This is a genomic window from Arthrobacter sp. NPDC080031, assembly GCF_040702485.1.
GTDB lineage: Bacteria > Actinomycetota > Actinomycetes > Actinomycetales > Micrococcaceae > Arthrobacter.
In genome coordinates, this window is record NZ_JBFBLA010000029.1 from 1 (window position 1) to 25,164 (window position 25,164).

General features: G+C 62.8%; 25 protein-coding genes and 1 pseudogene. 6 read left to right on the forward strand and 20 right to left on the reverse strand.

Annotated elements, in window-relative coordinates; translation table 11 throughout:
* Positions 1-589 (reverse strand): annotated as a pseudogene (locus tag AB0323_RS19925) (hypothetical protein); the annotation flags it as partial.
* 272 nt (positions 590-861) lie between these two features.
* A complete protein-coding gene (galU, locus tag AB0323_RS19930; RefSeq protein WP_366178868.1) occupies positions 862-1,752 on the reverse strand; it encodes a UTP--glucose-1-phosphate uridylyltransferase GalU in 891 nt (296 codons plus the stop codon).
* A gap of 402 nt (positions 1,753-2,154) precedes the next feature.
* Here galU and AB0323_RS19935 point away from each other — a divergent pair, with 402 nt between their 5' ends.
* Both AB0323_RS19935 and AB0323_RS19940 read left to right on the forward strand, forming a co-directional pair.
* Complete coding sequence (locus tag AB0323_RS19935) at positions 2,155-2,850, forward strand: hypothetical protein (RefSeq protein ID WP_366178869.1); 696 nt, start codon at positions 2,155-2,157, stop codon at positions 2,848-2,850.
* A 1,003-nt stretch (positions 2,851-3,853) separates the two neighbouring features.
* On the forward strand, positions 3,854-4,249 hold the full coding sequence (locus AB0323_RS19940) for a hypothetical protein (RefSeq protein WP_366178870.1): 396 nt from the start codon (positions 3,854-3,856) through the stop codon (positions 4,247-4,249).
* A gap of 330 nt (positions 4,250-4,579) precedes the next feature.
* On the opposite strand, the gene AB0323_RS19945 is transcribed toward AB0323_RS19940, so the two are convergent.
* From AB0323_RS19945 to AB0323_RS19965, 5 genes are all read right to left on the reverse strand, one after another.
* A complete protein-coding gene (locus AB0323_RS19945; protein WP_366178871.1) occupies positions 4,580-5,062 on the reverse strand; it encodes a carboxymuconolactone decarboxylase family protein in 483 nt (160 codons plus the stop codon).
* A 47-nt stretch (positions 5,063-5,109) separates the two neighbouring features.
* Positions 5,110-6,408: an LCP family protein gene (locus AB0323_RS19950; protein WP_366178872.1), complete on the reverse strand. Its 1,299-nt coding sequence runs from the start codon at positions 6,406-6,408 to the stop codon at positions 5,110-5,112.
* 105 nt (positions 6,409-6,513) lie between these two features.
* Entirely contained in the window at positions 6,514-7,221 is a 708-nt protein-coding gene (locus AB0323_RS19955) for a hypothetical protein (RefSeq protein WP_366178873.1), read from the reverse strand.
* Entirely contained in the window at positions 7,218-8,027 is an 810-nt protein-coding gene (locus tag AB0323_RS19960; RefSeq protein WP_366178874.1) for an ABC transporter permease, read from the reverse strand. Before AB0323_RS19960 ends, AB0323_RS19955 begins: the two co-directional genes overlap by 4 nt.
* Positions 8,024-8,944, reverse strand: a complete 921-nt coding sequence (locus AB0323_RS19965) for an ABC transporter ATP-binding protein (protein WP_366178875.1) — start codon at positions 8,942-8,944, stop codon at positions 8,024-8,026. Before AB0323_RS19965 ends, AB0323_RS19960 begins: the two co-directional genes overlap by 4 nt.
* Positions 8,945-9,064: 120 nt before the next feature.
* On the opposite strand from AB0323_RS19965, the gene AB0323_RS19970 reads away from it, so the two are divergent.
* On the forward strand, positions 9,065-9,580 hold the full coding sequence (locus AB0323_RS19970) for a DUF2127 domain-containing protein (RefSeq protein ID WP_366178876.1): 516 nt from the start codon (positions 9,065-9,067) through the stop codon (positions 9,578-9,580).
* 396 nt (positions 9,581-9,976) lie between these two features.
* Here the strand turns inward: AB0323_RS19970 and AB0323_RS19975 are convergent, their stop codons facing one another.
* Positions 9,977-10,612, reverse strand: a complete 636-nt coding sequence (locus AB0323_RS19975) for a cation diffusion facilitator family transporter (RefSeq protein WP_366178877.1) — start codon at positions 10,610-10,612, stop codon at positions 9,977-9,979.
* 126 nt (positions 10,613-10,738) lie between these two features.
* Here AB0323_RS19975 and AB0323_RS19980 point away from each other — a divergent pair, with 126 nt between their 5' ends.
* Positions 10,739-12,319, forward strand: coding sequence for a DUF222 domain-containing protein (locus AB0323_RS19980; protein ID WP_366178878.1), 1,581 nt, complete (start codon positions 10,739-10,741; stop codon positions 12,317-12,319).
* A 136-nt stretch (positions 12,320-12,455) separates the two neighbouring features.
* Here the strand turns inward: AB0323_RS19980 and AB0323_RS19985 are convergent, their stop codons facing one another.
* From AB0323_RS19985 to paaA, 8 genes are all read right to left on the reverse strand, one after another.
* The gene (locus tag AB0323_RS19985) at positions 12,456-13,286 is read right to left on the reverse strand and encodes a permease prefix domain 1-containing protein (RefSeq protein ID WP_366178879.1); all 831 of its coding nucleotides are present in this window, start codon (positions 13,284-13,286) and stop codon (positions 12,456-12,458) included.
* Entirely contained in the window at positions 13,235-13,558 is a 324-nt protein-coding gene (locus tag AB0323_RS19990; protein WP_366178880.1) for a helix-turn-helix transcriptional regulator, read from the reverse strand. The genes AB0323_RS19985 and AB0323_RS19990 overlap by 52 nt, the downstream gene beginning before the upstream one ends.
* A gap of 94 nt (positions 13,559-13,652) precedes the next feature.
* Positions 13,653-14,432, reverse strand: a complete 780-nt coding sequence (locus AB0323_RS19995; protein ID WP_366178881.1) for an enoyl-CoA hydratase-related protein — start codon at positions 14,430-14,432, stop codon at positions 13,653-13,655.
* An 11-nt stretch (positions 14,433-14,443) separates the two neighbouring features.
* Positions 14,444-15,679 carry a 1,2-phenylacetyl-CoA epoxidase subunit PaaE gene (paaE, locus tag AB0323_RS20000; protein WP_366178882.1) on the reverse strand — a complete coding sequence of 412 codons (1,236 nt, stop codon included), beginning with the start codon at positions 15,677-15,679 and terminating at the stop codon, positions 14,444-14,446.
* Positions 15,680-15,689: 10 nt separating this feature from the next.
* Entirely contained in the window at positions 15,690-16,229 is a 540-nt protein-coding gene (paaD, locus tag AB0323_RS20005; RefSeq protein WP_366178883.1) for a 1,2-phenylacetyl-CoA epoxidase subunit PaaD, read from the reverse strand.
* Positions 16,230-16,240: 11 nt separating this feature from the next.
* A complete protein-coding gene (gene paaC / locus AB0323_RS20010; protein ID WP_366178884.1) occupies positions 16,241-17,179 on the reverse strand; it encodes a 1,2-phenylacetyl-CoA epoxidase subunit PaaC in 939 nt (312 codons plus the stop codon).
* Positions 17,176-17,517, reverse strand: a complete 342-nt coding sequence (gene paaB, locus AB0323_RS20015) for a 1,2-phenylacetyl-CoA epoxidase subunit PaaB (RefSeq protein WP_366178885.1) — start codon at positions 17,515-17,517, stop codon at positions 17,176-17,178. Before paaB ends, paaC begins: the two co-directional genes overlap by 4 nt.
* Positions 17,514-18,509, reverse strand: coding sequence for a 1,2-phenylacetyl-CoA epoxidase subunit PaaA (paaA, locus tag AB0323_RS20020; RefSeq protein WP_366178886.1), 996 nt, complete (start codon positions 18,507-18,509; stop codon positions 17,514-17,516). The genes paaB and paaA overlap by 4 nt, the downstream gene beginning before the upstream one ends.
* A 927-nt stretch (positions 18,510-19,436) precedes the next feature.
* Here paaA and AB0323_RS20025 point away from each other — a divergent pair.
* On the forward strand, positions 19,437-19,829 hold the full coding sequence (locus AB0323_RS20025) for a hypothetical protein (protein ID WP_366178921.1): 393 nt from the start codon (positions 19,437-19,439) through the stop codon (positions 19,827-19,829).
* A gap of 116 nt (positions 19,830-19,945) precedes the next feature.
* Here AB0323_RS20025 and AB0323_RS20030 read toward each other — a convergent pair whose 3' ends face one another.
* Positions 19,946-21,646 (reverse strand): HAMP domain-containing sensor histidine kinase, encoded by a 1,701-nt coding sequence (locus AB0323_RS20030; RefSeq protein ID WP_366178887.1) that lies wholly within the window; start codon positions 21,644-21,646, stop codon positions 19,946-19,948.
* 253 nt (positions 21,647-21,899) lie between these two features.
* Between AB0323_RS20030 and AB0323_RS20035 the strand changes: the two genes are divergently transcribed.
* Complete coding sequence (locus AB0323_RS20035; protein ID WP_366178888.1) at positions 21,900-22,730, forward strand: response regulator transcription factor; 831 nt, start codon at positions 21,900-21,902, stop codon at positions 22,728-22,730.
* Between the two features lie 25 nt (positions 22,731-22,755).
* Here the strand turns inward: AB0323_RS20035 and AB0323_RS20040 are convergent, their stop codons facing one another.
* From AB0323_RS20040 to AB0323_RS20050, 3 genes are all read right to left on the reverse strand, one after another.
* On the reverse strand, positions 22,756-23,211 hold the full coding sequence (locus AB0323_RS20040; protein WP_366178889.1) for an Hpt domain-containing protein: 456 nt from the start codon (positions 23,209-23,211) through the stop codon (positions 22,756-22,758).
* Between the two features lie 125 nt (positions 23,212-23,336).
* Complete coding sequence (locus tag AB0323_RS20045; RefSeq protein ID WP_366178890.1) at positions 23,337-24,221, reverse strand: type II secretion system F family protein; 885 nt, start codon at positions 24,219-24,221, stop codon at positions 23,337-23,339.
* An 8-nt stretch (positions 24,222-24,229) separates the two neighbouring features.
* Complete coding sequence (locus AB0323_RS20050) at positions 24,230-25,162, reverse strand: type II secretion system F family protein (RefSeq protein WP_366178891.1); 933 nt, start codon at positions 25,160-25,162, stop codon at positions 24,230-24,232.
* Positions 25,163-25,164 lie beyond the last annotated feature (2 nt).

Consider the following 25,164-nt stretch of genomic DNA (forward strand, 5'->3'; position numbering starts at 1 on the left):
TGTCGGCCGTGGGAACGGTCGCGCCGGTCGCGTCGGTTATGTGCGCGGATACCGTCACGGTCCCTGGGGTGGAGCTGATGTCAACGGAGGTAGGACTCACTGACGCGCTCGCCAGCACCGGCGGCGCAGTATCCGTAAGTGGTCCGGTGACTGTGATGGTTTGGAGCGTCTGGAAGGTGTTGGTTTTGTTTCCCAGAGTGTCGCTCAATGGGTAGAGCCGCACGTCCCATTGGCCCGACGCTGATCCCACAGGGACGTTCATCGTCGTGCCCCACGTGCCATCTTGGGCGGTGCCGGAGATCAGGGACAGCGCTCCGAAGCCGAGGGTTTGAGTGGTTCCGACGTTTTTCATGTCGGCCGTGGGAACGGTCGCGCCGGTCGCGTCGGTTATGTGCGCGGATACCGTCACGGTCCCTGGGGTGGAGCTGATGTCAACGGAGGTAGGAGTCACTGACGAGCTCGCCAGCACCGGCGGCGCAGTATCCGAAACAGCAGAGGCGGGCCCTGCCCCACCTAACTGCAGGACCAAGAAGAGCACGCTCAGTATGGCAATGAACGATGCACTCGTCTTCGACTTCCAGACACGCATGGGCCCCCCAAATAAAAGAATTGAACGTGGGCTAAAGCCGACGCTCGACACAATCTAGCATCCGGCTTCTAATCGAGACCTAAGAAGGTCCATGCCGACGAGCTGGGCCCTAAGCAGCTCACGGGTAGGCCAAAACAGCACGCCGAGTTCGGCCTCCGGATCTGCCGACCCGACATTCTCGACGATCCGCTGACGCCCACGCATACTCGGCGATCTACACGGCTGTCGTGTCGGAGGCCGTCCGCACCCTCCGGATGAAGACCACAGCCGTCCTAGCCGAGGAATTCCTTCATCCAGGTTTTGAGGTCTTCGCCGAACTCGGCCCGCTCGGACGCCAGCATGATGACGGCCTTCAAGTAGCTGAGCTTGTCCCCGGTGTCGTAGCGGCGTCCACGGAAGATGACCCCGTAGACGCCCGTGCCTTCGCCTTCGCCTTTTGCGAGGGTCTGGAGGGCGTCGGTCAGCTGGATCTCGCCGCCGCGGCCGGGCCCGGTCTCCTCGAGCACATCGAACACTGCCGGGTGAAGGACATAGCGTCCAATGACAGCCAAGTTTGATGGCGCTTCTTCAACAGAAGGCTTCTCCACGAGGCTGTTGACCTGGACGTAGTCCTGCCCCGCGATGGTCGTAATGTCGGCGCAGCCATACGCGCTGATCTGCGACGGCTCCACCTCGATGAGAGCAATCACCGAGCCGCCGGTCTTCGCTTGAACGTCGATCATGGTTGACAGGAGCTCCTCGCTCTCGTCAATTAGGTCGTCCCCCAAGAGCACAGCAAACGGCTCGTCACCGACATGCTGCTTGGCGCACAGCACGGCATGGCCCAAGCCCTTCGGTTCGCCCTGCCGGACATAGTGGATTGGCCCAAGCTCGGAGGCATGCTGCACGGCGTCCAAGCGGGTTTCGTCGCCCTTCAGCTCCAAAGAGCGTTCGAGATCCGGTGCCCGGTCGAAATGGTCTTCAAGAGCACGCTTGTTGCGGCCTGTAATCATCAGCACGTCGCTGAGGCCCGCTTTCACGGCCTCCTCAACCACATATTGGATTGCCGGTTGATCCACCACGGGCAACATTTCCTTCGGCATCGCCTTGGTGGCAGGCAAGAAGCGCGTGCCCAATCCGGCTGCCGGAATAACCGCTTTGCGAACTAATCTCCCCATAGACATAGGGCAAATCCTACGAATGGATTTTCAAAAAGGCTAATCCCTGAGGCAAGATTTCTTGCCTTCCGGGCAAGAAGTCGTCAACTCCGGGCCCTGCGCACCGGGTGCTCTCTCAGGATGGACAAGCGGTTGAAGGCGCCCGGAGTGGCCAAGACCTGAGCTCGGGGGGAACTTGGACGGACAACAGTGGATTTAGGTAGCAGCCGTACTAATGCGCGCGGCGCGGGAGAACAGGCACCGCAAAATATGTCCGCCAGTGCTTGCCACCCGCAGGAACCCCGGCATAGCCTAGGGGTTCGCATCACACCAGATGCAAGACGCGTCGTCGTCTACCCGGGGGCTGGGCTCGGGACCTGCGCAACATCATCGCGCCGCACTCATTCAAGCCTGCGCTAGGAGCACCCCTTGAACAGCAAGACCACAGCCAGAAACGCCATCGCCGCCTTAACAGCCCTATTGATCGTCCTCGGCCTTGCTTCTGCCCCCGCCGCAAATGCGGCGGACCCTTCCGTGAAAGTCCTCGATACTGCAAACACCATTACGGACCCCAACTGGTTCAGGAAGGCCTATCAGGCCGGATTCCGGCTGTATGTCATGCACTCGACCGCATGGGGAACCTGCGACACTTGGTCCCGGACCCAGACCCAGCTGAAAATGGCCCTCGACGCTGGTCTGAAAATCGCTGTATACACGCGGGACCCCAACTGCTGGCAAGGCGGGATCAACGCGGCCGGCCCGTACGCGTCCCAGCTGCAGTTCTTCGCCCTTGACGCCGAAACGGGCGGCCCTCAAATTACCCGCGCCATGGTCGACGGCGTAAAGGGCATGGGTGTTCGGCCCGTGATCTACTCCGGGTCCGGCATGTGGCCGCAATTGATGAACAACACCACGGCGTTCTCTGACGTCCCGCTCTGGGATACCGACACCCGCAACATCAACTACAACAGGTGGACGGCCAACTACCTTTCCCCGACCCCGGTTCAATACGGAGGCTGGAATACGCCAACCACGATGCGCATCGGTGTCCAGCAGAAATTCAACCAGAGCCTCAACGGAGTCGTGGTCGACCTGGACTCCTTCAACGCAACCTTCCTTAAGTGAATTTCAAAGCACGCTGACCCCCGGGGCGGCCGACGTCGCACGCTTCACGACGACGAACGGGCCCTGCGCACCGGGTGCTCGCTCAGGATGGACAAGCGGTTGAACGCGTTGATACCGATGCACGCCATGCACAGCACGCTGATCTGCTCCTCCGTCATGCCGGGTGAATACGTACGCTCCCAGGCGAAGCACGCTTACTCACAGTGAGCAGTCTGCGCACCACTCAGTTTGCTCAGCTTTGGTACTCAATTAGTCAGATTTGGCACTCAATTCTGCGGAAACCCATACCAAAAGGTGGAAACGGCTGGTTATGATCAGCACAGGACCGGCGCCGATCCTAATTCAATGAGGAACAGTGCAACTCATCGCGTCGTCGCAGATATTCAAGAATATTTGGATCCTACGGCACGCAAAGCATCGATGGCCCACGAAGGGTCGTGTTCACGCGCCTTGGTCAATCCCCGAGTGAAAGTAGGGGTCAATTCATGGCAGCAAACAGAATCTTCATGTTACCGATGCTGGCGGCTCCGGCGTGCTTCGCATTCGCAGCCGTCGGAGGGAGCTTCGCGGTGGTCGGCTGGATAGGCGGACTACTGATGATTTGGGCAGCCCTGTTCGTTCCTACGTACCCGTGAGTGGAAATCGGAAAGATAGATGCCCAGTGAGATCCGAGACTGACCACAATCTGGTGAAGTGGCAAGCACGACTCGATGATTCCGCGAGAGTCAAAGGCATCGTCCCCGCGGGCTTCGAGTCGTACTTGCGCATCCTTCACAGGGCTCACAGCGCATCCGCACCGGGCCCCGGCACTGAACCCGGACCACAAGTCACTTGGACCAAGGTGGCTTCCTCGCAAGGCCTGAAGTTGGAGCCTAGGACAATTTGGGCCGACTTGTCAGGCGTCTACGGAGAACCAACCATAGTGTCCAGAGTAGGTGCCGTGCTCCCTCCCGAAGAGGGGCGACTCGATTCCAGAGGATTCAGCGCTCTCGCGGACGTGCTAGTGGCTTCAACGGCCGGCGAATTCCTGGCCGCCTTCTGGACAGGGTGGGAACCTCTCCTGGAAGATCGGTCGTCGTGGAAAGCCATCCAAAATGGCGAAACAGTCTCTATCCAGGGCAACCAATATCTTCTCTACAATTTCACCTCAAGCGACCTTGCCGGGGCGGCATTCAAGGCGTTTCCTCAATTCGGTTGGACAGCCGGAAATGAGATCACGCCGAGTTATCTCTGGCCTCGAGACGAAACCTGGTTCCTCGCTACCAACATCGACTTGGACTCCAGTATCCTCGCTGGTCCGTCCCGCCTCGTGGCAAAAGTGAGGGCAATACCGGCCTTGGAGAGCATCCGCGTCCATATTTCCACCGACCTCACCTCGTCGTTTCGGCAAGCGGACTGACGAGGGGCTGGGCTCTGGCCGGTACCCTGTCGGGCATCGGGCTCACCTCGCCGGTTGTGCCGGCTGGTAGTGTGCTTACTTCCAAGAACTCACATCCGAAAGGTGGCCCTATGGCCAACAAGATTCCGAATCCTTGGATAAGCGCTTCGTTCTTTGCCTATGCAATCCTTTTCGCCTCTTGGCAACCGTTTGTCTGGTGGCGAGGAGTTGCATCAGTAATCGTATTGTGCCTCGGATGCTGGGGCCTTTACCTGTGGTGGCGCAGTAGGCGGAAGAATTCAAGCACCGAGCCTCCTCGACGCTAAGAGGAATCCTGCGACTTCGCACGCTTCAGGACGACGAACGGGCCTTGCGCACCGGATGCTCGCTCAGGATGGACAAGCGGTTGAAGGCGTTGATGCCGATGCACGCCATGCAGAGCACGCTGATCTGCTCCTCGGTGTAGACCTTCCTCGCACGGGAAAACAGCTCGGCGGTAGGACGGGCTGTGCTCATGCGCGTAATCTGTTCGGCAAGCTCAAGGGCCACCTGTTCGGCCTCGTTGAAAAGCCCTACCTCGCCATGCACCGACACCAATGAAAGCCGCTGCTCAGTCTCTCCGTAGGCGATAGCGCGGCGGTGATGCAGATCCAGGCAGAACGCGCATCCGTTGATCTGCGAAGCCCGGTAATTCAACAACTCCAGGGTCCGACGCGGGATCCCGGTCCTGTCCGCTTCCGCAGTGACCTGCTCCGCGTAGCCGGATAGTGCCTGATAAAGTCCGGGCTGTTGCTTGTCCAGATAGCCAGCGAGTCTCGGGGTATTTTCGCTCATTCGCCGAGCCTATCGGAGAGAGCCCCCTAGTCTCTGGACTGCCCTCGCTACTTCACGCAGGCTATGGCGCCGCCCTGAAGTGCCCCGGTGGAATCCGCGTAGACGTTGCCCGCAGGTGCTGAAGGGGTAGCTCGTGCTTGAGTTGCCGCCCCTGGCGCGGGTGCTGCAGGAGGTGCCGTTGCCGGCGGCGAGGCGGCCGCCGTCGTCGGGGTCGCCGTCGGCGTCGGTGCAGGAGTCGGCGGGACCGGCGTGAGGAGTTCCTTAACGGTGGCCTGCACCTGGGCGATGTCCACGGTGTTGATGGAGGCGCCATCCGGGGACATTCCGAAGCCTGTGATCGGCAGGGTGGAGAAGGATATGTTGCCCCCGGTCAGTGAGGTGGCCTGCTGGGCAAGCTGGATCAGGTTCAATTCCGAATCCACCACGATGTTCTTGCTCACCGCGTCCAGGACACCCTGCATTTTCCCGATGTCGGTGAAAGTCCCGGCGTCCTTGAGCTGGTGGGAGACCGAAGCGATGAAAGCCTGCTGCCGGCGTTCACGGTCCAGATCCGAAAACAGGTACGTCGGGTCGGAGGTGTCACGGCGCTGCCGCACGAAGGCCATGGCCTGTTTGGCGTCGATCTGCTGCATGCCCGCTTTGAAGTCGGCCCCGGAGAAAGTGTCCTGGGTGGCCTTGTTCACGCACACGGTGATGGGTGCGATCGCCTGGGCCGTCTGGTAGAACGCGGCCATGGTGACTTCGATGAAATGGTCGATGTGCACGCTTCCCAGGAACTTGGTCACGGTAGCTATTTCGGCTTTGCGCCCGGCGTCGCGGGCCGCCTGGTATGTCGTGTCGTCGTCGGGCTTTCCCGCGTTGATCAACGCGGTCTTCTCCGCCGCGAATCCGTAGCCGTAAGCCTCTTTGATTTTCGCTTTGAAGGGGCCGCTTCCCGGTATGCCGTCGACTTGGACGTAGTCATCCCGGGGAATGGAGATGCCCGCGGCTTTGGAACCGTCCGCAGGAATGTGGATGAGCATCAGGACATTGGAGTTGTAACCGCCGATATTCTCATCCCCCGCGTGCAAAGCGTCATACATCTCCGGAGGAAGAGGCTTGCCCTTCTCGTCAACTCTTGTGTCCAGGCCCATCACCAGGATGTTCGTGTCCTGGCTCAGCTTCGGCACCGCCGCGGGCAACGTTTTCAGATCCTTGAGGACATCCGAGCGGTGAACGTTGTTGTTGACCGCAACCGCCGTCGCGCCCACATAGGTGATCGCGACGGCGGCCGCCAGGGCCACCGCGGCCGTGACCGCCGTGGCCGCGATCAGGATGACGGATTTGCGCCGGGACTTGCGCCGCATGTGGCGAGGACTCGGCCAACCGCGTCATGGACTCGACGACGCGGGAAACCATCAGCCGCCAATGGCGAGCCTCACCGCCGTCGTGGTTCAGCCCTTCTTCCCCCTCTAGCGGCGCTTGAGCATCACCGCGACCGCGGTCCCGATGCTCACTGCGACGGCGAGGACCCCAGGTCCGGTCACAGCCTGACCACGCCATCCCTCCCATGGTGCGGCAGTCGGCAGAAGCAGCACCGCAGCGATCGCGGCCAGCACGAGCACCGCAATGTTGACCGCCAGCCGCATCCGGCGTCCCGACGGCTCCGGTGCGGCCCCGTCCTCGCGCTTCCGCCGGAGGGGGCGCCAGTCCTCCGCTATGAGCCTGGGTACCCGCCTCACGTACGCGAAGACGTGCACGGCGAGGGTGGCGAGCCAGACCAAGAAGCTGACAACGTGCACCCGGACCAGGATCTCGGGGGCAGGCCCGGTGATGGCCAGCGCGATCCCGCTGCCGATCAGTGTGAGCGTCGAGGCGGCGAGCAGCGGAGCGATCACGCGCAGAAGCGGCCGCGGCGGACCCTTGCGGCGATAGGCGGGATCCCGCGAGTAGTAGCGAATGAATCGCCAGCCGGTGCTGGCGGTCTTGGCCACAACCGGGCCGGCCAGGAGCACGCCAACGAAGAAGTGCGCCACGATCAGGCTGCCCAGAGTCGGAACAGTGGCGATCTCGGCCACCGACAGCACCAGCACCACAGCCCCGATCAGGGCGGTCAGGCGCTCGTTGCCGACGACGCCGGAAGGCTCACCTCCCGCGCGGGGCGTGTTCCGCTCTGTCACGCCTTGACGTCCTGGCGGGGGAACACGACGGCGGTCACCACCACGAAGCCGACAATCCACAGGAGCGCTGCGCCCAAGGCCGCCGGATAGCCTTGGGCAGGTACCGGGCCAACCAGTGGCACGGCGGTCCCCACGATGGTGTTGAACACCCGGCCCGGGAACCACTGGGTGACCTGCGGCAAAACCACCGCGATGATGCCTTCGACCACCAGGATGTAGGCCAGGGCGATCCCGACACCGGCCGCGACCGAACGAGTGAGCACTGCGACGAGCATGCCCAAGGTGCTCACCCCGATGAGGCACAGCACCTCATTGCCTAGGAACGCCAGGAAGACCTGCAGCCCCTCCGGAGACGTCCAGGCCGCCGTCTGAATCCCCTGGCCTTGAGCAACCACAAGGATGAAGGTGCCGCTGATGAGCAGGGTGAGCAGCACCGAGAGCAGCACAAAAAGCACCAGCGCCAGCATTTTGCCCGCCAACCACCGCAGGCGGCGCGGCTCACAGACCAACAGGTTGCGCACGGTCCCTTGGGACCATTCCGCGGCGAGATTGGCTGTCACCATGACCAGCGCGATGGCAATGATCAGGGAACGGGCCTGGCCAATGATCGAAACCAATCCCTGAGGTGTGGGGAACGCAGCAATCAGGCCGGTCATCTCACGGCCGGTGGCTCCAGATGCGATCTGGTGGAACGTCAGATATGCGATAAAGGTGCTCACCACCAGCAACACCCCGGCGACCGCCAAAACACTCCAGCGGCGGAACTTGAGCAATTCGCTGCGAAACGCGCGGATCACGGAAATCATGAGCGGTCTCCTCTCAGCAAAGCCAGGAACAACTGCTCGAGGCTGGCTTCCCTTACTCGGATGGTCAGGTCCGGCGCGCCGGCTTCCTTGGCCTGCTGGTTCAAGGTCTCGGCAAAACCGGCAGAACAGGCGATGCGCAGGACCTGATCCTCCCTCGTGACCGCATAGCCCGCCTCGCGCGCGATCCGGGCTGCCAGATCCAGCTGGACCGCGTCCTGGGCTTCGACCACTAGTTCGACGCGCTGAGCGAACAGCTCCCGGGCCGGCCCGCAGAACAGGGCCTTCCCCTGATTGAGCATGATCAGCCAGTCGGTGAGCTGTTCCAACTCGCCGAGCAAGTGACTGCTGAGCAGGATGGTCTTCCCCTCGCCGGCCAAACGGCGCAGCATCTCACGCATCTCGATGATGCCGAGGGGATCGAGGCCGTTCGCTGGCTCGTCGAGAATGAGCAGCTCCGGATCGGGCAGCAGGGCCATCGCCACCCCAAGGCGTTGCTTCATGCCCAGCGAATACGTTCCGACCCGATCACGCGCCCGATCGGAGAGTCCCACCACCTCCAGCAGTTCGCTCACGCGGGAACCGGGATGGCCTCCAAGGCGGGCGAGCACCTCCAGGTTGGTCCGCCCGGAGAGGCCCGGATAGAACGCAGGCGCCTCCACGAGTGCCCCGACGCGCGGCAGGTAACGCTCGAATTCGGTAAGAGAGTGGCCCAGAACCGTGGCGCTGCCCGCATCCGGTCGCACCAGCCCCAGGAGCAGGCGAATGGTGGTCGTCTTGCCCGCTCCATTGGGACCGATAAAACCTGCGATGGCTCCCGCGGGCACGCGCATGCTCAGGCCGTCGACGGCGGTATGCCTGCCAAAGGTCTTGCTCAGGCCATGTGTTTCAATTGCGAAAACTCCTGCGGGATCAGGCATGGTCTACATCCGTGCGGTTCATGGAAACAGTTCCTTTCGGGAATGGACGTTCCGGCGCAGCGAGGTCCCGCAGTGTCCACATAAGAAAGAATGTATCTTGAGCTACCGAAGGGAAGTGTCATGAAAACGAAACCGGCTGGAACTTCCTTGCTCGACCGGACATTTCGCGTGAGCCTCATCCTGAAGGGCCTGGACGGGGTCCTGGAACTGATCGGCGGCATCCTTCTTTTGGTAGTTACGCCGCGGCAAATCGGCGATCTGGTCCGGTTCCTCACCCAGCACGAACTCGCCCAGGATCCTCACGACTTCCTGGCCAACAGCCTGGTGCACCTGAGCTCCAACCTCTCAGGTTCGGCGACGCTGTTCGGGGCCATCTACCTCTTGCTTCACGGCCTGGTGAAAATCGTCCTGGTCTGGGCAGTCCTGAAGGACAAGCTCTGGGCCTACCCCTGGATGATCGCGTTCCTGCTGGTCTTCATCCTTTACCAGGGCTACCGGATCGCCGTCGCCTTCTCCTGGGGCCTTGTCCTCCTGACAGCCTTCGACATCTTCATCGTCTGGATCACCGCCCGCGAATACCGAATCCACAAGACGCGGAATCAACAGGCCTCTCCGACACCTCAGTCCACAGGCTGAGGCTCGTCCGCACGCGGGCGCCGCATCGGTTTGGCATTACGTTAGAGCAAAAACAGGTAAGCCGGTGGTTTCGGGCGCATCTTTTCAGGTAGTTGCCACTCAAGCGCTGCGCGATCCTGGTCCCTACCCTCAAACCATGATCACTCTGATGCATGGAGGCCCAAGGCGGCCCGAACCCCCCAAGCGGCCACCGAAAGATGTTCTGCAGGATGCAGGGTGGACCATGCTGTCCATCGCCGTGGGCCTCGTACTGATCCCCGCAATCGCCGTTGACGAAGCAAGACGGGCGCTATTCCCGGCGAGAAGGCGCGACCCTGAGGCTGAGTTCGGCCCGTACATTACTTAGTAGCGGCTTACTTAGTACCGGCCACGGTCTTTTTCCGAGCGCCAAGCCTGCTAACCCCTCACCGGTACATGGGCCCGCAGGGCCTGGAAGATCTCGATGAGCAAGCGGACCGCGTGATATCCCACCACCGCGGCAATGATCGCCGCGACTACAGGATCGAGCCAGTAAAGGCCTTTCGTCACGTAGATGACGGCACCTGCCACTGCAACTCCGGCCGCAGCGGCGGCATCGCCGGCGGTATCTAGCAGGACGGCGCGCATATTCAGATCGCCGCCGGCTTTGTTGCTGCCGTCACCGCTGAGGATAAGGGCGCCCGCGAACATCACGACGGCGGCAATCCCGCTGACGATGAGCACCGGCAGCCCGTGTACCTCACTGGTACCGGTGAGGAGGCGTCCAACCGCGCCCACCAGAATCGCGAGGCTCAAGACGAGCAACCAGCCGGCGTTGACCCCTGCGGCCCACGTGGTGGCCATCGGATATCCCTGCGGACGCTGAGGGGTCGGCGCCAGCTTGGACACCCGGACCGCGAACAAGGACACCCCGATGGCTGCGGCATCGGCCAGGTAGTCCGCGCCTTCTGCGAGCACTCCCAGCGAGTTCGCCGAGATCCCCACAACAAGCAACCCGGCCACCAGCGCAAGGTTCAAAATCAGGACGACGGTCAGCCGACGGGTACGAGTCACCCCTTCAGGGTAACCATGACGGTCTGCTGGCACGCTCGGAGTGCCAATTCCACTAATTTTCCTTGTTTTCGGCGGAAGGTCGTTCTTCGACCTATTACTGTCGTACCCCTCTGGAATGCTTTGGTTATGGATGGGAACCGGGGAACACAGCTGATCGGATCGGGCGCGCCGTCAGGCAGCGCGGGTCCGGATGTTGCTGTCCCGGGCGTCGCTGTCACCGGCGTCCAGGTGCGGGGCGTCCAGGTGCGGGACCTGATCGATGCCGTGCACTCGCTTCGGCCAGGCCCCGCGAACGCCGCGGCACCGGACGGCGGCACCGAACTTACCGGCCGCACCGAACCGGCCGACCGCGCCGAATTGATCAACCTCTTGCGCGGCCTGGAGGATTTGAAGTCCGCCGCCTCGGCCGCGCAAGCCCGGATCGCGGTCGCGTTCGATGCGGCCCAGCGCAGCGCCGACGCGGCGGCGGGTGTCCCGGCCGAGGAGCGGGGACGCGGGGTCGCCGCGCAGGTGGCCCTGGCCCGGCGGGAATCCCCCGCCCGCGGCTCCCGGCTCCACGGACTCGCCAAAGCCCTCGTGACCGAAATGCCGCACACCCTCGCCGCCCTCCAGACCGGACAGCTCAACGAATGGCGCGCCACCCTGCTGGTGAAGGAAACGGCCTGCCTGTCCGCCGAAGACCGCTGCGCCGTGGACGAAGAACTCGCCGCCGACACCGGAGCCTTCGACGGCGCCGGAGACAAGACCATCATCGCCGCGGCCCGGACCGCGGCCTACCGCCGCGACCCCCGCTCCGTCACCCGGCGCGCAGCCCGTGCCGCCGAGGAACGGCACGTGAGCCTGCGCCCGGCACCGGACACCATGACCTACCTGACCGCGCTGCTCCCCGTCGCCCAGGGCGTGGCCGTGCACGCGGCCCTGTCCCGGCACGCCGACACCCTCCGCTCCACCGGGGAAACCCGGTCCCGGGGCCAGATGATGGCCGATGCCCTCGTCGAACGCACCACCGGCACCCCCGGCGGGATCAGCGCGGTGGAGGTGCAGCTGGTCATGACCGACCGCACCCTGTTCCAGGGCGATGCCGAGCCGGCACGCCTGCCCGGCTACGGCATCGTTCCCGCCGCCTGGGCCCGGACACTGCTCACGGAAGGACCCGGCAGCAGCAATGAACCGGGCCAACACGCCCAGGACCAGGACCTCAAGGTCTCGCTCCGGCGGCTCTACACCGCCCCCGGAACCGGGGAGCTTGTCGCCGCGGATTCGAAGGCGCGGCTCTTCCCGGCAGGCATGCGCCGCTTCATCCAGGCCCGGGACGAGACCTGCCGGACACCCTACTGCGACGCACCCATCCGGCACTTCGACCACATCATCCCCTGGCGGGACGGCGGCACCACCAGCCTGGCCAACGGGGCAGGCCTGTGCGAAGCCTGCAACCACACCAAAGAACTCCCCGGCTGGACAGCACAAACCCGGACAGCACGAACCGGTACGGAACAAACAAGCCCCGGGACACGGCACGTCCTCGACATCCGCACCCCCACCGGACACACCTACCAATCAACAGCCCCACCCCTGCCGGGAACCGGGATACAAGGCGCGGACCCGCCCGACACCGCGGCACCACATTCCAAACGCCACCGACGGCGACTACGACACCACGCCAAGGCCCTCAAATACGCCCATCTCACGGAAGTCCAGGCCGCTTGAATCTCTCGGCTGCGTCCTCAAGGGCGGCGGTTAAACTACTGTTTTCCTTCACTCGTCGGCCCGGAAGAGTGTCTCGGGGAATCCGCACAAAAGTCCGCACCCTCCGCTCGGTGGTGTCCACCGCCGCCGTGCGGACTTATGAACCCGCGGGCTTCATCCGTATCCTGCGCAGGGCGGCTACCGCGAACACGACGGCGAGCGGCAAGGCTACTACTACGGCGCTCAGCCATGCCCCCGTGCCCTGCCAGCCTTGGACGGCGGCGTTGAGTGCCTGTACGCCGGTCGCCGCGGCGGCGAGCAGGAAAGCCGCGGCTGCGAGCGACGGGACGAGCCCCGCCGGAAGCTGAGCTTCACGGGGCAGGAGCCGCCATACGAGCAGAAGGATAAGGCCCAGCACACCAAAGACCACCCGGTATTCGACGACCTCGCCCCAGTGGTGCTCGGCGGCGGCCTGGGCACAGTCGAGGCCAGCATAGGGTGCCTGAAGGACCGCGCACCTGGCGGCCGTGTAGGCGACGCCGGGGAGATCGCCGGCCACGAAGCCCGCGCCCCAGATCCGGCCGAACAGCTCCGATACGGCGCCGCTTACGCCGACGGCGATCGCGCCAACAGCAGTGAGGCCGACCAAGGGGCGCAAAAACGCGCGCAACGGCAGCCGGGCGACGTCTCGAAGGGCCGGGCGCAGGACCGGCGTCACGGTGCCGACCGGTCCGAAGCGGCGGACAGCCTCGCGCTCGGCGCCCTCCGGGTCCAGGCCCTGCCCATGCAGCCGGGCGGCGCTTTCACGCAGATGCGCCTCGGTCTCAGCGAGGAGTCTGCGCGCCGCAGCGGGGTCGCCGTCACGCGCGGCCACGAAGAGTTCGTCGAGGTATGCATCGATGGGCCCCTCTTCGGCCCCGGCGCCGCTCCCCGCGTTCACGACGCCGCCCCAAGAACGCCCCGCACCGCCGCCGAGAAGCCTTTCCATTCCTCCACCATGCGGGCAAGCTCTGCGCGCCCGGCCCCGGTGATCGCATAGACTCTTCGGCGGCCGCCGGCGTCGTCCGCCCAACGGCTCGAGACGCACCCGGCTGCCTCGAGCTTGTGCAACGCGGGGTAGACCGAGCCCTCCTGAAGCTCGAGCCGCGCACCGCTCCGCTCGTGAACGCGCGCGATGAGCGCGTAGCCGTGCGCCTCGCCCGCACCGAGCGAACCAAGCAGCAAAAGGTCAAGCTGTCCGTTCACTGAACTTCGTCCCATACCTAGAGAGTCTAGGTATGGGAAGGTGCCCTGACAAGATCAAACGACAGGGTTATCCGCGGCTGGAATTTGGGCGAGTACCCCCCCACACAAGCTACCCCTTGAAGACCGGTGCGCGCTTCTCTTGGAATGCCCGGAAACCTTCGGCGTAGTCCTCGGTCTTACAGAGTCGCGCTTGTTCCTTGTTCTCCTCAGCCATGGAGGCCCACAAGCCAAGCCGCTTGTCGCGGATATGGGCCACGAGCTCCTTGCTGGTCGTGAAGGCACCAGTGGCACCTGCCGCCACCCGCGCGACGATGATCCGGGTGGCCTCCAGCAAGGCGTCGTCCGGCATGACCCGGCTGAACATTCCCTCGGCCACGGCCTCGGCACCGCTGATCAGGTCCGCGGTGTAAATGAGGTCCAAGGTCCGGTGCATGCCCAGCCGCTCCGTGAAGTACCAGTGCCCGCCCGAATCCAAGGTGGCGCCCAGCTTGGCGAACGGCGAACCGAACTTGGCGGTCTCCGCCACGTACACCACGTCCGTGGCGAGCAACAGGCCGAGCCCGACGCCGAGGCACGCGCCATGCGCTGCGGCGAACGTCGGGGCGGGGAAGGCTGCCATCTTCTTGAGCAATGGCTCCACGAGCCCGTTCAAGTACGCCTTCGCGTCGTCGTTCTCCGGCGTCACGCCGGCAATGTCGCGTCCCGCGCAGAAGGCGCGGCCCTCTCCGCGCAGGAGCAGCGCCCGCACCATCCCGCGGGAGGCGGCGGCAGCGGCGTCGTCGTACGCTGAATCCAGTTCCACTAGCGCTGCCTCGTCAAGGGAGTTCAGCTTTTCCGGGGCATTGAGGACAATTTCGGCGATGCCGTTAGCGATGGAGAGCTCGATCATTCGTATATTCCTTAGACGTCGAAATCGACCGTGACAGATTCACTGGTGGGGTGGGACTGGCACGTCAGGACGTAGCCCTTGTCCAACTCATCCTGCTCCAAGGCGTAGTTCTCGTCCATGCTGACCGTCCCAGAGACCAGTTTGGCGCGGCACGTGCCGCACACGCCGCCGGCACAGGCGAACGGAACGTCCGGGCGGACGCGCAAAGCCGCGTTGAGGATGGATTCCCGTGCGTGGGTGGGGCTCGCGACGTCGCCGGTCAAACCATCCAGCTTGAAGGTGATCTTGAACGTGTCCTTCGACTCGTCCTCCACTACGGGCCGTCCCGCATTTCCCTCGGGGCGGTCCGGGCGTCCGGTGGTGAAGAGTTCAAAGCGCACATGCTCGGGCGCAACGCCACGCGCAGCAAGGGTGTCCCGGCACAGCTGGACCAGCTCGAACGGCCCGCACAGGAACCATTCGTCCACGTCCTCCGCGTGGATGGCGGTGCTCAGCAGTTGTTGGAGCTTCTCGGCGTCGATACGTCCCGTCATGAGCGGCGCAATACGCTGCTCACGCGACAACACATGGTGCAGCGCCAAGCGCGAGGGGTACTTGTCCTTCAGGTCCGCCAGTTCCTCGAGGAACATGACGTCCATCGCGGCCTTGTTGGCGTAGATCAGGTCGAAGCGGGTCTCCGGGTTCGCGGCCAGCAGCGTGCGGGCGATCGCGATCACCGGGGTGATGCCCGAACCGGCCGCGATGGCCACGAACGATCCGGCGTCGCCGAACTCACCCGCCATGTTCTGCGGATTGTTCATGGAGTTCATGACATTCTGCTGGACAGTCTTGCCGTCCTTGCCATGCTTGGAAATGAACGCGCCCATGGGGCTCATGACGTCCAGCGTGTCGCCGGCCTTGAGTTCCGCGTTCGCCCACGTGGAGAAGATGCCGCCCAGGTCCTTCTTGATGGCCACGCGGATCTCGCTGCTGCCGTCCGCGAAGCTGCGCGGCTCTGCGCAGATGGAGTAGCTGCGGCGGACCTCGTGCGGCTCCCCGTTCTCGTCAGGAAGCGTGGTCCGCAGCGCCACGTACTGGCCGGGAAGGTAGTCGTACTGGCCGGCGAGCTCCGCCGGAACATCGAAGGTGACCTCGATGGCGTCTTCAGTCAGGCGGCGGACTTCCGAAACGCGGAGGGAATGAAAAGACGCACGACGGCGGCCGGTGGCCTGCGCTTGTTCGGCTGCGGTCTGGCGGACAACGGGCATGTCGGATTCCTTACAGGACTTTGAAGTAGTCGAACGGTTCCTTGCAGTCCTGGCAGACGAAGAGCGCCTTGCAGGATGTGGAACCAAAGCGGGTGAGTTCCTTGGTGTTCAGCGAAGAACACTGGGGGCATTTCACTGCGAGGTTGAGCCGGACTTTGCCGGCATGTCCCCCGGCTGCTGCCCTGCCGCTTGGAGGCGCGATGCCGTATTCCTGCAGCTTGGCCTTGCCGTGCTCGGTCATCCAGTCCGTGGTCCAGGCCGGGGCCAGGACGAGCTCGACATATACGCTCGGGTAGCCCTCTTTGTGGAACGCGGTCCTGAGGTCCTCGCGGATGGCGTCCATCGCGGGGCAGCCCGAGTAGGTCGGCGTAATGGTGACCTGGACGGCGGGGACCAGCCCGCCGTCGTCGAACAGTTGGACGTTGCGGAGGATCCCCAGATCCTCAATGGTGAGGACGGGAATCTCCGGGTCGCAGACCGTGGCCGCAATCCCCCAGGCCTTTTGCTCGGCGCTTTGCTTGGTCCTGGCGCTTATGTCCTGAACGAACATGTCCACCACCGTCACCAGCTTGCACCGGGATGTTCGCGGGCAAGCACCTGCATCTCGGCGAGCATGTAACCCAAGTGCTCGGAATGCTTGCCCTGGCGGCCGCCACCCGAGGCTTGCGGGATGCGCTCGAGATTCAGTTCCTCGTCGAGGCCGGCTTCGCTCAGGATCTCGCCCGTGAGCTGGTCGAAGTCCGCGCGGAGGCTGGAGGGCTGAACGCCTGCTCCGCTTTCCGCGAGGCGGGCCGTGAGCTCGTCGTCTTCGAAGAGTTCCTCCACATACGGCCAGACGAGCTTGAAAGCCCGGACAATACGACGGCGGGACTCTTCCGTGCCGCCGGCAAGCCTGAGGACCCATTGGGCGCTGTGGTCGCGGTGGTAGTCGACCTCTTTGACGGCCTTCGCCGCGATGGCCGCGATGGTGGCATCCGTGGATCCGGTCAGCCGCTTGTAGAGCTCGAACTGGTAGTAGCTCACGATGAACTGCCGGGCGATGGTGACGGCGAAATCACCATTCGGCTGCTCGAACAGGTGGGCCGAACGGAACTCGTGCTCGCGGCGGAAGTACGCCAGATCGTCCTCGGACTTGTCCCACGCCGCACCGGCATAGGTGAGGAAGGAACGGGCGTGGCCCAGCTGGTCGAGCGCGATGTTGCCCAAGGCGACGTCTTCTTCGAGCTCGGGGGCGCGGGAGATCCAGTGGCCGAGGCGCTGGGCGAGGATCAGGCCGTCGTCGCCGATGCGCAAAGCGTATTCCGCGACGTCCTCGCTCGGCTTGACTTGGCCCTTGCGGATTTCGAGGGCGATGTCCTCGGGGCGCAAGGCGTTTCCGGGGGTGATGCGCGTGGCGCTGGCCGAACCGTCTCCGGAAGCACCTGCACCCTTGACGCCGACGGAGATGTCGCCGTGGCCCTCGATGGCGAAGTCTTTGGTTTCGTTTTCGGGGGCGGTCACAGGTGCTTCACGCCTTCGCTCTTGGTGTAGTACGTCGCGTGGCGGTAGTCCTTGCCCTGCGGAGACTCGAAGAAGGAACCCTTGGAATCCGGGTCGCTCGAGGAAATGGCATCGGCCGGAACCACCCAGATGGACACGCCTTCGTTGCGGCGCGTGTACAGGTCGCGGGCGTTGCGCAGCGCCATTGCCGCGTCAGGTGCGTGCAAGGATCCGGCGTGGACGTGGGACAGGCCGCGGCTGGAGCGGACGAAGACTTCCCAGAGGCTCCAAGGAGTTTCGTGGGTTTCGTTGGCTGCGTTGGGTTCTGGCGTGGCGGGGGTTGCCGGGGAAGTTGTCATGCTGCGTGTTCCTTTTCTGCTTGCTTGCGCGCGTATTCGGCGGCCGCTTCGCGGACCCAGGCGCCGTCGTCGTGCGCTTCGCGGCGGCGCTCAAGCCGCTGCGCGTTGCAGGGACCCTTTCCGGCGAGAACGTTTTTGAACTCGTTCCAGTCGAGGGGGCCGTGCTCCCATTTCTTGGTTTCTTCGTTGAAACGGATGTCCTTGTCCGGGAGCGTGAGGCCGAGGACCTTGACCTGCTCCACCATCATGCCGACGAAGCGGCTGCGGAGCTCATCGTTGCTGAACCGCTTGATGTTCCAGGCCATGGACTGCTTGGAGTTGGGTGAGTCGTCGTCCGGCGGCCCGAACATCATCAGTGCTGGCGCGTACCAGCGGTTGACTGCGTCCTGGGCCATCTGCTTCTGGGCGGGCGTGCCGTTCGAGAGTTCAAGGAGGATCTCGAAACCCTGGCGCTGGTGGAACGACTCTTCCTTGCAGATGCGCACCATTGCGCGTCCATAAGGGCCATAGGAAGCACGGCATAGGGGAACCTGGTTGCAGATCGCGGCACCGTCCACCAGCCAGCCGATCGCCCCCATGTCCGCCCAGGAAACCGCGGGGTAATTGAAGATGGACGAGTAGCGGGCCTTGCCGGCGATCAAGTCGCTGGTCATCTTGTCCCTGCTTTGGCCGAGGGTTTCCGCGGCCGAGTAGAGGTACAGGCCGTGGCCTGCCTCGTCCTGCACCTTCGCCATGAGGATGGCCTTGCGCTTCAGGCTCGGAGCCCGGGTGATCCAGTTGGCTTCCGGCTGCATGCCGATGATCTCCGAGTGCGCGTGCTGCGAGATCTGGCGGAGCAGGGTCTTGCGGTAGGCCTCCGGCATCCAGTCGCGGGGTTCGATGCGCGAGTCCTCGGAAATGATGCGGTCAAAGTACGCCTGACCGGCCTGTTCCCGCTCAAGCTCTTCTGGGGACAGCTCAGCGGGCACAGACTGCAGATTCTGCGATGCCATGGTTGCTCCTAAATATTTACCGACCGTTCGTTCAGAATATGCGGAAGGCGCAAGATGCGTCAAGCGTCCGGGTTGGTCGGTGCGGCGCGGGGTGGACAGCGACGCTCGCTCACGTATTGCGCCATATCGTGGAACGCTCGCTCACATATAAGGCCAACTGCCGGGACGCTCGCTCACATATAAGGCCGACCGTCCCGACGCTCGCTCACATCATGTGAGCGAGCGTCCGGGGTGGGAACGACGCAAAGGCGGAACGACAGCCCGACGGCACTGCCGCCGTCGGGCACTAACGAACCGTTCAGGGGGGTCGAGCCGGGACGCTCGCTCACATATACGGCCAAAAGCCCCGACGCTCGCTTAGATCATGTGAGCGAGCGTCGGCGGAAAACGCCTCAAAGGTGAGCGAGCGTCGGCGGAAAACGCCTCAAAGGTGAGCGAGCGTCCGGGGTGGGCACGACGCAAAGGCGGAACGACAGCCCGACGGCACTGCCGCCGTCGGGCACTAACGAACCGTTCAGGGGGTCGAGCCGCGACGCTCGCTCACATATAAGGCCAACTACCCCGACGCTCGCTCAGATCATGTGAGCGAGCGTCGGCGGAAAACACCCCAAAGGTGAGCGAGCGTCCGAGGGGGGAACGACGCAAAGGCGGAACGACGGCGAGACGGCACTGCCGCCGTCGGGCGCTAACGGACCCCCGAGGCCGGTTCCCGGACCGGGTAACGCTCCCGCCGCGCAGGTAGCCCGCCGCGTAAAGTAGAGTACCCGCTACTCGTGACCGGCCCTAGAGCCAGCGGCTTCAATGGAACTCAGTTGGTCTCAAATGCAGTTCCTGGTCTCTGGGGGTAATCCGTATGTGTGTTTCCTGCAGTCTTGTTGTGTCCTTTTCGCGTTCCGCAGCGACGGAGGCAGTCCGTTGAGCGCCGGGATGGAATCCGCTGCCACGTTCGCAGGTTCGTTGCCCGGGCTGATCCTGATGGATTTGGGCCAGGCAATGGTGGTGGTATGCATGTGTTTCGACATGGTCCGTGCCATGTCCGTGCCACGATCGCATCGGCGCTATGTGGCCAGCACCATTTTCAGGACCCTGGCGGTGCCGTCGATTCTCGTAATGGGCATCAGCGTGCTGGCTAAGGCAATCCAGCTGTCTTGGGCGGACGTGGCCATGGGCGTTTTCGTAATGGTGATGATCATCTTCCGCTGGCACCACGACAAGGACGAGGACAACTGGTGGAAGGGCAAAGGCAAGAAGCTGGCCCGCTGGGCGCGGAAGCAACTGGCGCCGCGACCGGCCCTCGCCCCAGTGTCGGCGTCGGCATAAGCGGCCAGCCGGACGCTCGACGCTCGCTCACACATATGTGAGCGAGCGTCTTGGGATTTGGCTATATATGTGAGCGAGCGTCCCAGTCGAGATGCCGCCTTAGTATGGGACCGGCCCTAATACAGTGCCGACGCGTCCGTCCGTGAAGGATCCTGGGGCGGTCCAGCCGGCAGCGCCACAGTGAAGGTGCTTCCACTGCCAGGCTTGCTGCTGCAGGAGATGCTGCCGCCATGGCGTTCCACGATGGACTTGGTAATGGACAGCCCAAGACCGACACCTGGAATCGCGGCCTGACGGGCAGCGTTGGTCCGGAAGAACCGGGTGAAAATCCTGGCCGACTCGTCCGTGGTCATGCCCATTCCCGTGTCCTTCACTTCAAGCTGGACCCATCCGTCGTTCCGCTCGGCCCTTACCGTCACCAGTCCGCCACCAGGGGAATACTTGATCGCGTTCGATACCAGATTGTCCAGGGCCTGTCCCAGCCTCAAGGGGTCGGCGTTCGCCCACAGGGGCGCCGGGACGTCGGCGACAAGGCCCACGTGGGCGGCGTCGGCCTGCGCCCGAGCAGAAACCAGGCTATTTTCAACCAGCCCCGCCAAATCCGTGCGCCGCAGATGCACGCTATCCACGGCCGCAGCTGACAAGAGGAGGTCGTCCACCAATGCCCGGAGCCGCTCGGCATTCCGCTCCGCAACTTCCAATCCGCTCCTTGTTGCTGGTGGGAGTTCGTGGGAGCCACGAAGCACAAGATCGATGTTGCCCAGGATCGATGTCAGCGGCGAACCGAATTCGTGCGAAACGTTGGCAACTAATTCGTCCTTGGCCGCAAGGGCATCGACAACATCCGTCACGTCCTTGAAAACGATGACCGCGCCACCAAAGCCATCGTCAGTGTCGTTTTTCATACCCCGCGCGGCCGTAGATATGGCACGTTGTTCGGTACCGGCGCCGAACCAAAGGAGATAGTCGGAAAATGTCTCCCCCTGAATGGCCCTCCGAACAGGGCCCTTTTCGGGCGGTACCGGCGTCCGGCGGTCCTGGCCGAAAACCAGCGGGACTTGTTCCGCGGGCCCCCGCAAGTCTTCCGCCGGCATTGCCACCCGTAGGAATGCCTTTTGTTGGTTGTTGATCAGGAGGGTTTCGCCCTTCGAATCGACGGCGACAATTCCGACGTCGATCGTGTCCAGGATTGTCTTGAGCAGCGTTTCCCGCTCCCTGCTGGCGGCCAACAATTGCCGCAGGGCCTGATCCCTCTGGCTTACCCGTCGTTGCTGGAGACGGGCATTTGAGCCAGCCAAACGAATGGAGACTGCCATTGCGAACATCATGAGGGGCAAAAGCAGCACTGAAGAAATGTCCGATGAGCTGGGACGGGGCAAGTGCGAAACGACTGGCGGAACCGCGATGAGGAAAGGACCCACAAAGCTGAGGACCAGGCTTGTCCTGGAAAGCATGCCTGAGGCAGACAGCCAGATCACGGGAAAGATGCCCAATGTGATGAGTCCTGGAATCGCATTGAAGGCACCGTTCCGTGTGAACCAGAGCGCAACAAAATCCAAAATAGGGATTGCCAGGCCTGCGCTCGGCGCCAATCGCTCCCACGGGACCAGCAGGCAGCCCAGGAACAGGACGCCGTGGAGCAGGACTCCCGTAACGAACAGCCAATTTTGGACTAACCCCGGCCAAAGAGTGGGCGCCGCGATGGCCAAGCCCGCGATGATGAGGGTTAGTGGCAATTCACAGACTGCAAGCCGGGCGCGAGGCGTGAGCTTTCTGAAGAAGCGGGCGGCCGCGCGGAAAAATGGCTGCTCACTCAAAGTCGAGACCCTTCGTTGGAGATTCGCGAACCAATTATTGCTCCGCGCGATTCCCGAAGGAAGCGCCCGGAGTCCACTATTCCCCCAAGGAACCACAATACGACGCCTCGAACGGTCAATCTGGAAGTTCGGGGCAGCGCTTAATCCACATATTAGATGCCAGATGGCTTTAATGCTTGTATCGTGAGTATTTGGGTGGCATTTACCGCATTGCGCTGGGCTGTGCGGCGATGTGCACCCTCAAGGATGTCCAATGAGCGAGCCTGGGGTAGCTGTAGTCATTGAGGATGACGACGATGTACGAAATCTGGTTGACGCCATCCTCAAAGAAGCTGGATTTGTGGTGCATTCTGCCGCCACCGGACGCGAAGGCGTCGAAGTTGTAAGGGACCACCACGCCTCCGTGGTGACGCTCGACGTCGGGCTTCCGGACATGGACGGCCACGAGGTCCTGCGGCGAATTCGGCAATTCAGCGACGCATATGTCGTGATGCTGACGGCCAGGCGCGACGAGCCGGACACATTGACGGCTTTTCTCACCGGCGCAGACGATTACGTCAAGAAGCCGTTCCTGCCCCGCGAATTGAGGGCCCGCGTCACCGCCATGATGCGGCGGCCGCGCTCCGAAGGCAGGCTTGCGTTGCCGGAGGAAGATCGCGGGGGCGGTTACGACGGCGGTCCGGCCGGGGGCGGGGCGCGCGCCGTGGCGGCCGGGGGCGGTTACCGGGCCGGTTCAGACACGGCCGAGCAATCGGTGATCAAGCACAATGGCCTGGCCCTGAACTACAAATCACGCACAGTGACGCTTCAAGGTTCATCCCTGACTTTGACGCGAAGCGAATTCGATCTCCTCTTCGACCTGCTCCGGGCCAATGGGGAAGTGCGGACGCGCGCAGACCTTGTTAGGGCGGCGCGCGGTGACTACTACGACGACGATGCGTACATCAGCGACGCCGACGAACGGGCTGTTGAGACCCACATCGGGAACCTCCGCCGAAAACTCCGCGAAGATCCACAATCGCCGCGCTTTCTACAGACTGTCCGAGGAGTCGGGTATCGACTCACGCCGAAAAGATCGGATTAAGCGTTTCGAGCCCGGCCGACGAACGTCAATCGTTCCGGAGTACGTAGCTGTCCTTTAGTTCCTGAACCGTCAGGTACCCGCATTCTGCAACTTCCTTCAGCAGCGGCCGGGCCTCACGCAATTCACTTTTTCGAATGCGTTCCTCCAACTGCGCTGCGAGCACCGCGAGGCGAACACCGCCAACCATGGTGGACGAGGTCCGGAGGCTTAGCACCGCGTTAAGGGCCGCCGCCACGTCACCGCCCTCGACGGCGGTCGCCAGGATTTCGTATCGCCTCGCCCAGAGTTTCGCGAAGTCGCCCGCAAACGTCCGCGCGATCAGTGGATTGTCCACCTGATCTTCCAGGAGTTGGAATTCCGCGAGGTCCAGTATGGGATGTTCGGCAAGCGGGACAGCGGGCGGCGCGCTCGAGTCATCGGATGAGCCGGGATGGCTCGGATCCGAATCCTCGTTGACCTCGCTGGAACCTAAACTGAACATAGCCCAATGCTACTTTCTGAATTCCGGAAAAACCGAACTTATGCTTATCTTAAGGAAATCTTAGGCCTTTCTTGATTTAACCCTTTTCATCGCGTACGCCCAATTCGGACAATGCGATATTGGGTTCAGCCTCCGCTGAAGGTTGCTATGGCATTGATGACAGCCGGCCCCAGGATGGCGATGAACAGCACGGGGAAGATAAAGAGCAGAAGCGGGAAGAGAACCATCACCGGAAGCTTCATCGCCTTCTCCTCGGCCCGCTGTCGGCGTTTCACCCGCATCACCTTCGCCTGGACCCTCAAGACCCGGCTGATGGCAATGCCGTAGGTATCCGCTTGAATTACGGCCTGCACGAAGCTTCGGAGCTCAGGCACGTTAGTGCGTTCTGCCAGTGCCAAATAGGACTCGCGGCGACTCCGTCCAACCTGCATGTCCTGCAGCGTCCGCACCAACTCCTCCGCAAGCGGCCCCTTTCCATTTTCTCCCGCGCGGGCCATGGCACCTTCAAAACCAAGGCCTGCCTCGACCGAGATCAGCATTTGATCCATTGTATTTGCGAGTTCCAATTGCATGGCCTTTTGACGCTCCTTTCCTTTGCTGTACAGCATTAGGTCCGGAATAAAGTAACCAAGCAACACGACAAATATCCCCACGAGCTTAAGTATTCCGCTCGAGCTGTTGGCACTGATAAAAAAGCCAAAAAGTGCGCCGCACAATCCAAGGAAAGGCTTGGCCGCTAGGACACGTCCCAAAGGGAGCGACAGCGGACGGCCGGCCACTGAGAGCAGCCGATCCAGCTTCTGGACGTAGCTTCCAGGGGTCAGGCGGTAGCCGATGAACTCGAGTGCGCCGCCACGACTTTGTGGACCGGCGTCGGCAATGGTTTCACCCCTTGTCAATAGCACCCGGACGGCACGTTGGGCTTTGCGGTCAACCGAAAGGAATGACCAAGCGAGGTAGGCGATAGGCAGGGGAACCAGCATCAGTGAGAGAAGGAGTGAGGGATTCACGCGTCACCTCAAAACTTCAAGTCGATGATCTTGCGCATCCAGAGACCGCCGATGGTCATGAGAATGACTGACAGCACAATCATTCCCCAACCGAGCGGGTGGGTGAACATCACGTTCATGTAGCCGGGGTTGACAACCAAGAGCATGGTCACGATGCCGAAGGGAAGCGCCATCAGGATGTATCCCGAGAACTTGCCCTCTGCGGCCAAGGACTTGATATGCCCCTTGATCTCGCTGCGTTCACGTATGGTCTCGTTGACCTGGTCCAGGACCTCCGCAAGGTTTCCTCCCACCTCGCGGTTGATTTGAATGGCTTGCGCTATCCACACAAAGTCCTCGCTCCGCATTCGATCCGCCGTATCGTTAAGCGATTCCTCGAGATCGCGGCCAAGACTCGTCTCTGTAATGATCCGGCGCATTTCCTCTGCCGTGGGGCTGGCAGATTCAGTGGCCGCGGCGTCGATGGCACGGAGTATGCTGTGCCCGGCCCGCAAGCCGCCGGACAGTAGTTGGAGGGTGTCACCGAGCTGAGCATCGAATTTCCCGCGCCTTTTGCCGGCCAGGGAACCGAGGAAGAGTCGCGCCACGAAGGGTGCCGGGATAAAGAACAGAAAGGCCACCAACGGACCGCCGACAATGAGCCCGATCAAGGCACCCACGAATGCGCCGGCAATCACGAGAATGAAGAATTCCGCTTGGCTCATTCTCAGTCCGGCATTCTCCAGTTCTTCACGGTTGAAAAGCCGGACGTTGCGCCTAGTCAGGACCCCATGAACTACCTCGGCGGTAGAACCAGCAAAGCGTGTCAGTTGGGAACCTGAGCCTACTTGGTAGGGCCGTCTCCGATCCACCGGAACTTCCGGGGTTTTCGGCAGGATCACGGCCACCCCGAAGAGCAGGATGGCTGAAAGCATCATGGCCGTTCCGGTCAAGAGGATCATGT

What these genes read in the sequence shown, in the direction of transcription:
- paaA (WP_366178886.1), bottom strand. Translation starts at nt 18,509, where the DNA reads ATGGCATCGCAGAATCTGCAGTCTGTGCCCGCTGAGCTGTCCCCAGAA.
- paaE (WP_366178882.1), bottom strand. Translation starts at nt 15,679, where the DNA reads ATGCCCGTTGTCCGCCAGACCGCAGCCGAACAAGCGCAGGCCACCGGC.
- paaB (WP_366178885.1), bottom strand. Translation starts at nt 17,517, where the DNA reads ATGACAACTTCCCCGGCAACCCCCGCCACGCCAGAACCCAACGCAGCC.
- AB0323_RS19995 (WP_366178881.1), bottom strand. Translation starts at nt 14,432, where the DNA reads ATGATCGAGCTCTCCATCGCTAACGGCATCGCCGAAATTGTCCTCAAT.
- AB0323_RS20050 (WP_366178891.1), bottom strand. Translation starts at nt 25,162, where the DNA reads ATGATCCTCTTGACCGGAACGGCCATGATGCTTTCAGCCATCCTGCTC.
- AB0323_RS19945 (WP_366178871.1), bottom strand. Translation starts at nt 5,062, where the DNA reads ATGAGCGAAAATACCCCGAGACTCGCTGGCTATCTGGACAAGCAACAG.
- AB0323_RS19990 (WP_366178880.1), bottom strand. Translation starts at nt 13,558, where the DNA reads ATGGGACGAAGTTCAGTGAACGGACAGCTTGACCTTTTGCTGCTTGGT.
- AB0323_RS19950 (WP_366178872.1), bottom strand. Translation starts at nt 6,408, where the DNA reads ATGCGGCGCAAGTCCCGGCGCAAATCCGTCATCCTGATCGCGGCCACG.
- galU (WP_366178868.1), bottom strand. Translation starts at nt 1,752, where the DNA reads ATGTCTATGGGGAGATTAGTTCGCAAAGCGGTTATTCCGGCAGCCGGA.
- AB0323_RS19960 (WP_366178874.1), bottom strand. Translation starts at nt 8,027, where the DNA reads ATGATTTCCGTGATCCGCGCGTTTCGCAGCGAATTGCTCAAGTTCCGC.
- AB0323_RS19965 (WP_366178875.1), bottom strand. Translation starts at nt 8,944, where the DNA reads ATGCCTGATCCCGCAGGAGTTTTCGCAATTGAAACACATGGCCTGAGC.
- AB0323_RS20035 (WP_366178888.1), top strand. Translation starts at nt 21,900, where the DNA reads ATGAGCGAGCCTGGGGTAGCTGTAGTCATTGAGGATGACGACGATGTA.
- AB0323_RS19985 (WP_366178879.1), bottom strand. Translation starts at nt 13,286, where the DNA reads ATGGAAAGGCTTCTCGGCGGCGGTGCGGGGCGTTCTTGGGGCGGCGTC.
- AB0323_RS19970 (WP_366178876.1), top strand. Translation starts at nt 9,065, where the DNA reads ATGAAAACGAAACCGGCTGGAACTTCCTTGCTCGACCGGACATTTCGC.
- AB0323_RS19980 (WP_366178878.1), top strand. Translation starts at nt 10,739, where the DNA reads ATGGATGGGAACCGGGGAACACAGCTGATCGGATCGGGCGCGCCGTCA.
- paaD (WP_366178883.1), bottom strand. Translation starts at nt 16,229, where the DNA reads ATGTTCGTTCAGGACATAAGCGCCAGGACCAAGCAAAGCGCCGAGCAA.
- AB0323_RS20025 (WP_366178921.1), top strand. Translation starts at nt 19,437, where the DNA reads ATGGAATCCGCTGCCACGTTCGCAGGTTCGTTGCCCGGGCTGATCCTG.
- AB0323_RS20040 (WP_366178889.1), bottom strand. Translation starts at nt 23,211, where the DNA reads ATGTTCAGTTTAGGTTCCAGCGAGGTCAACGAGGATTCGGATCCGAGC.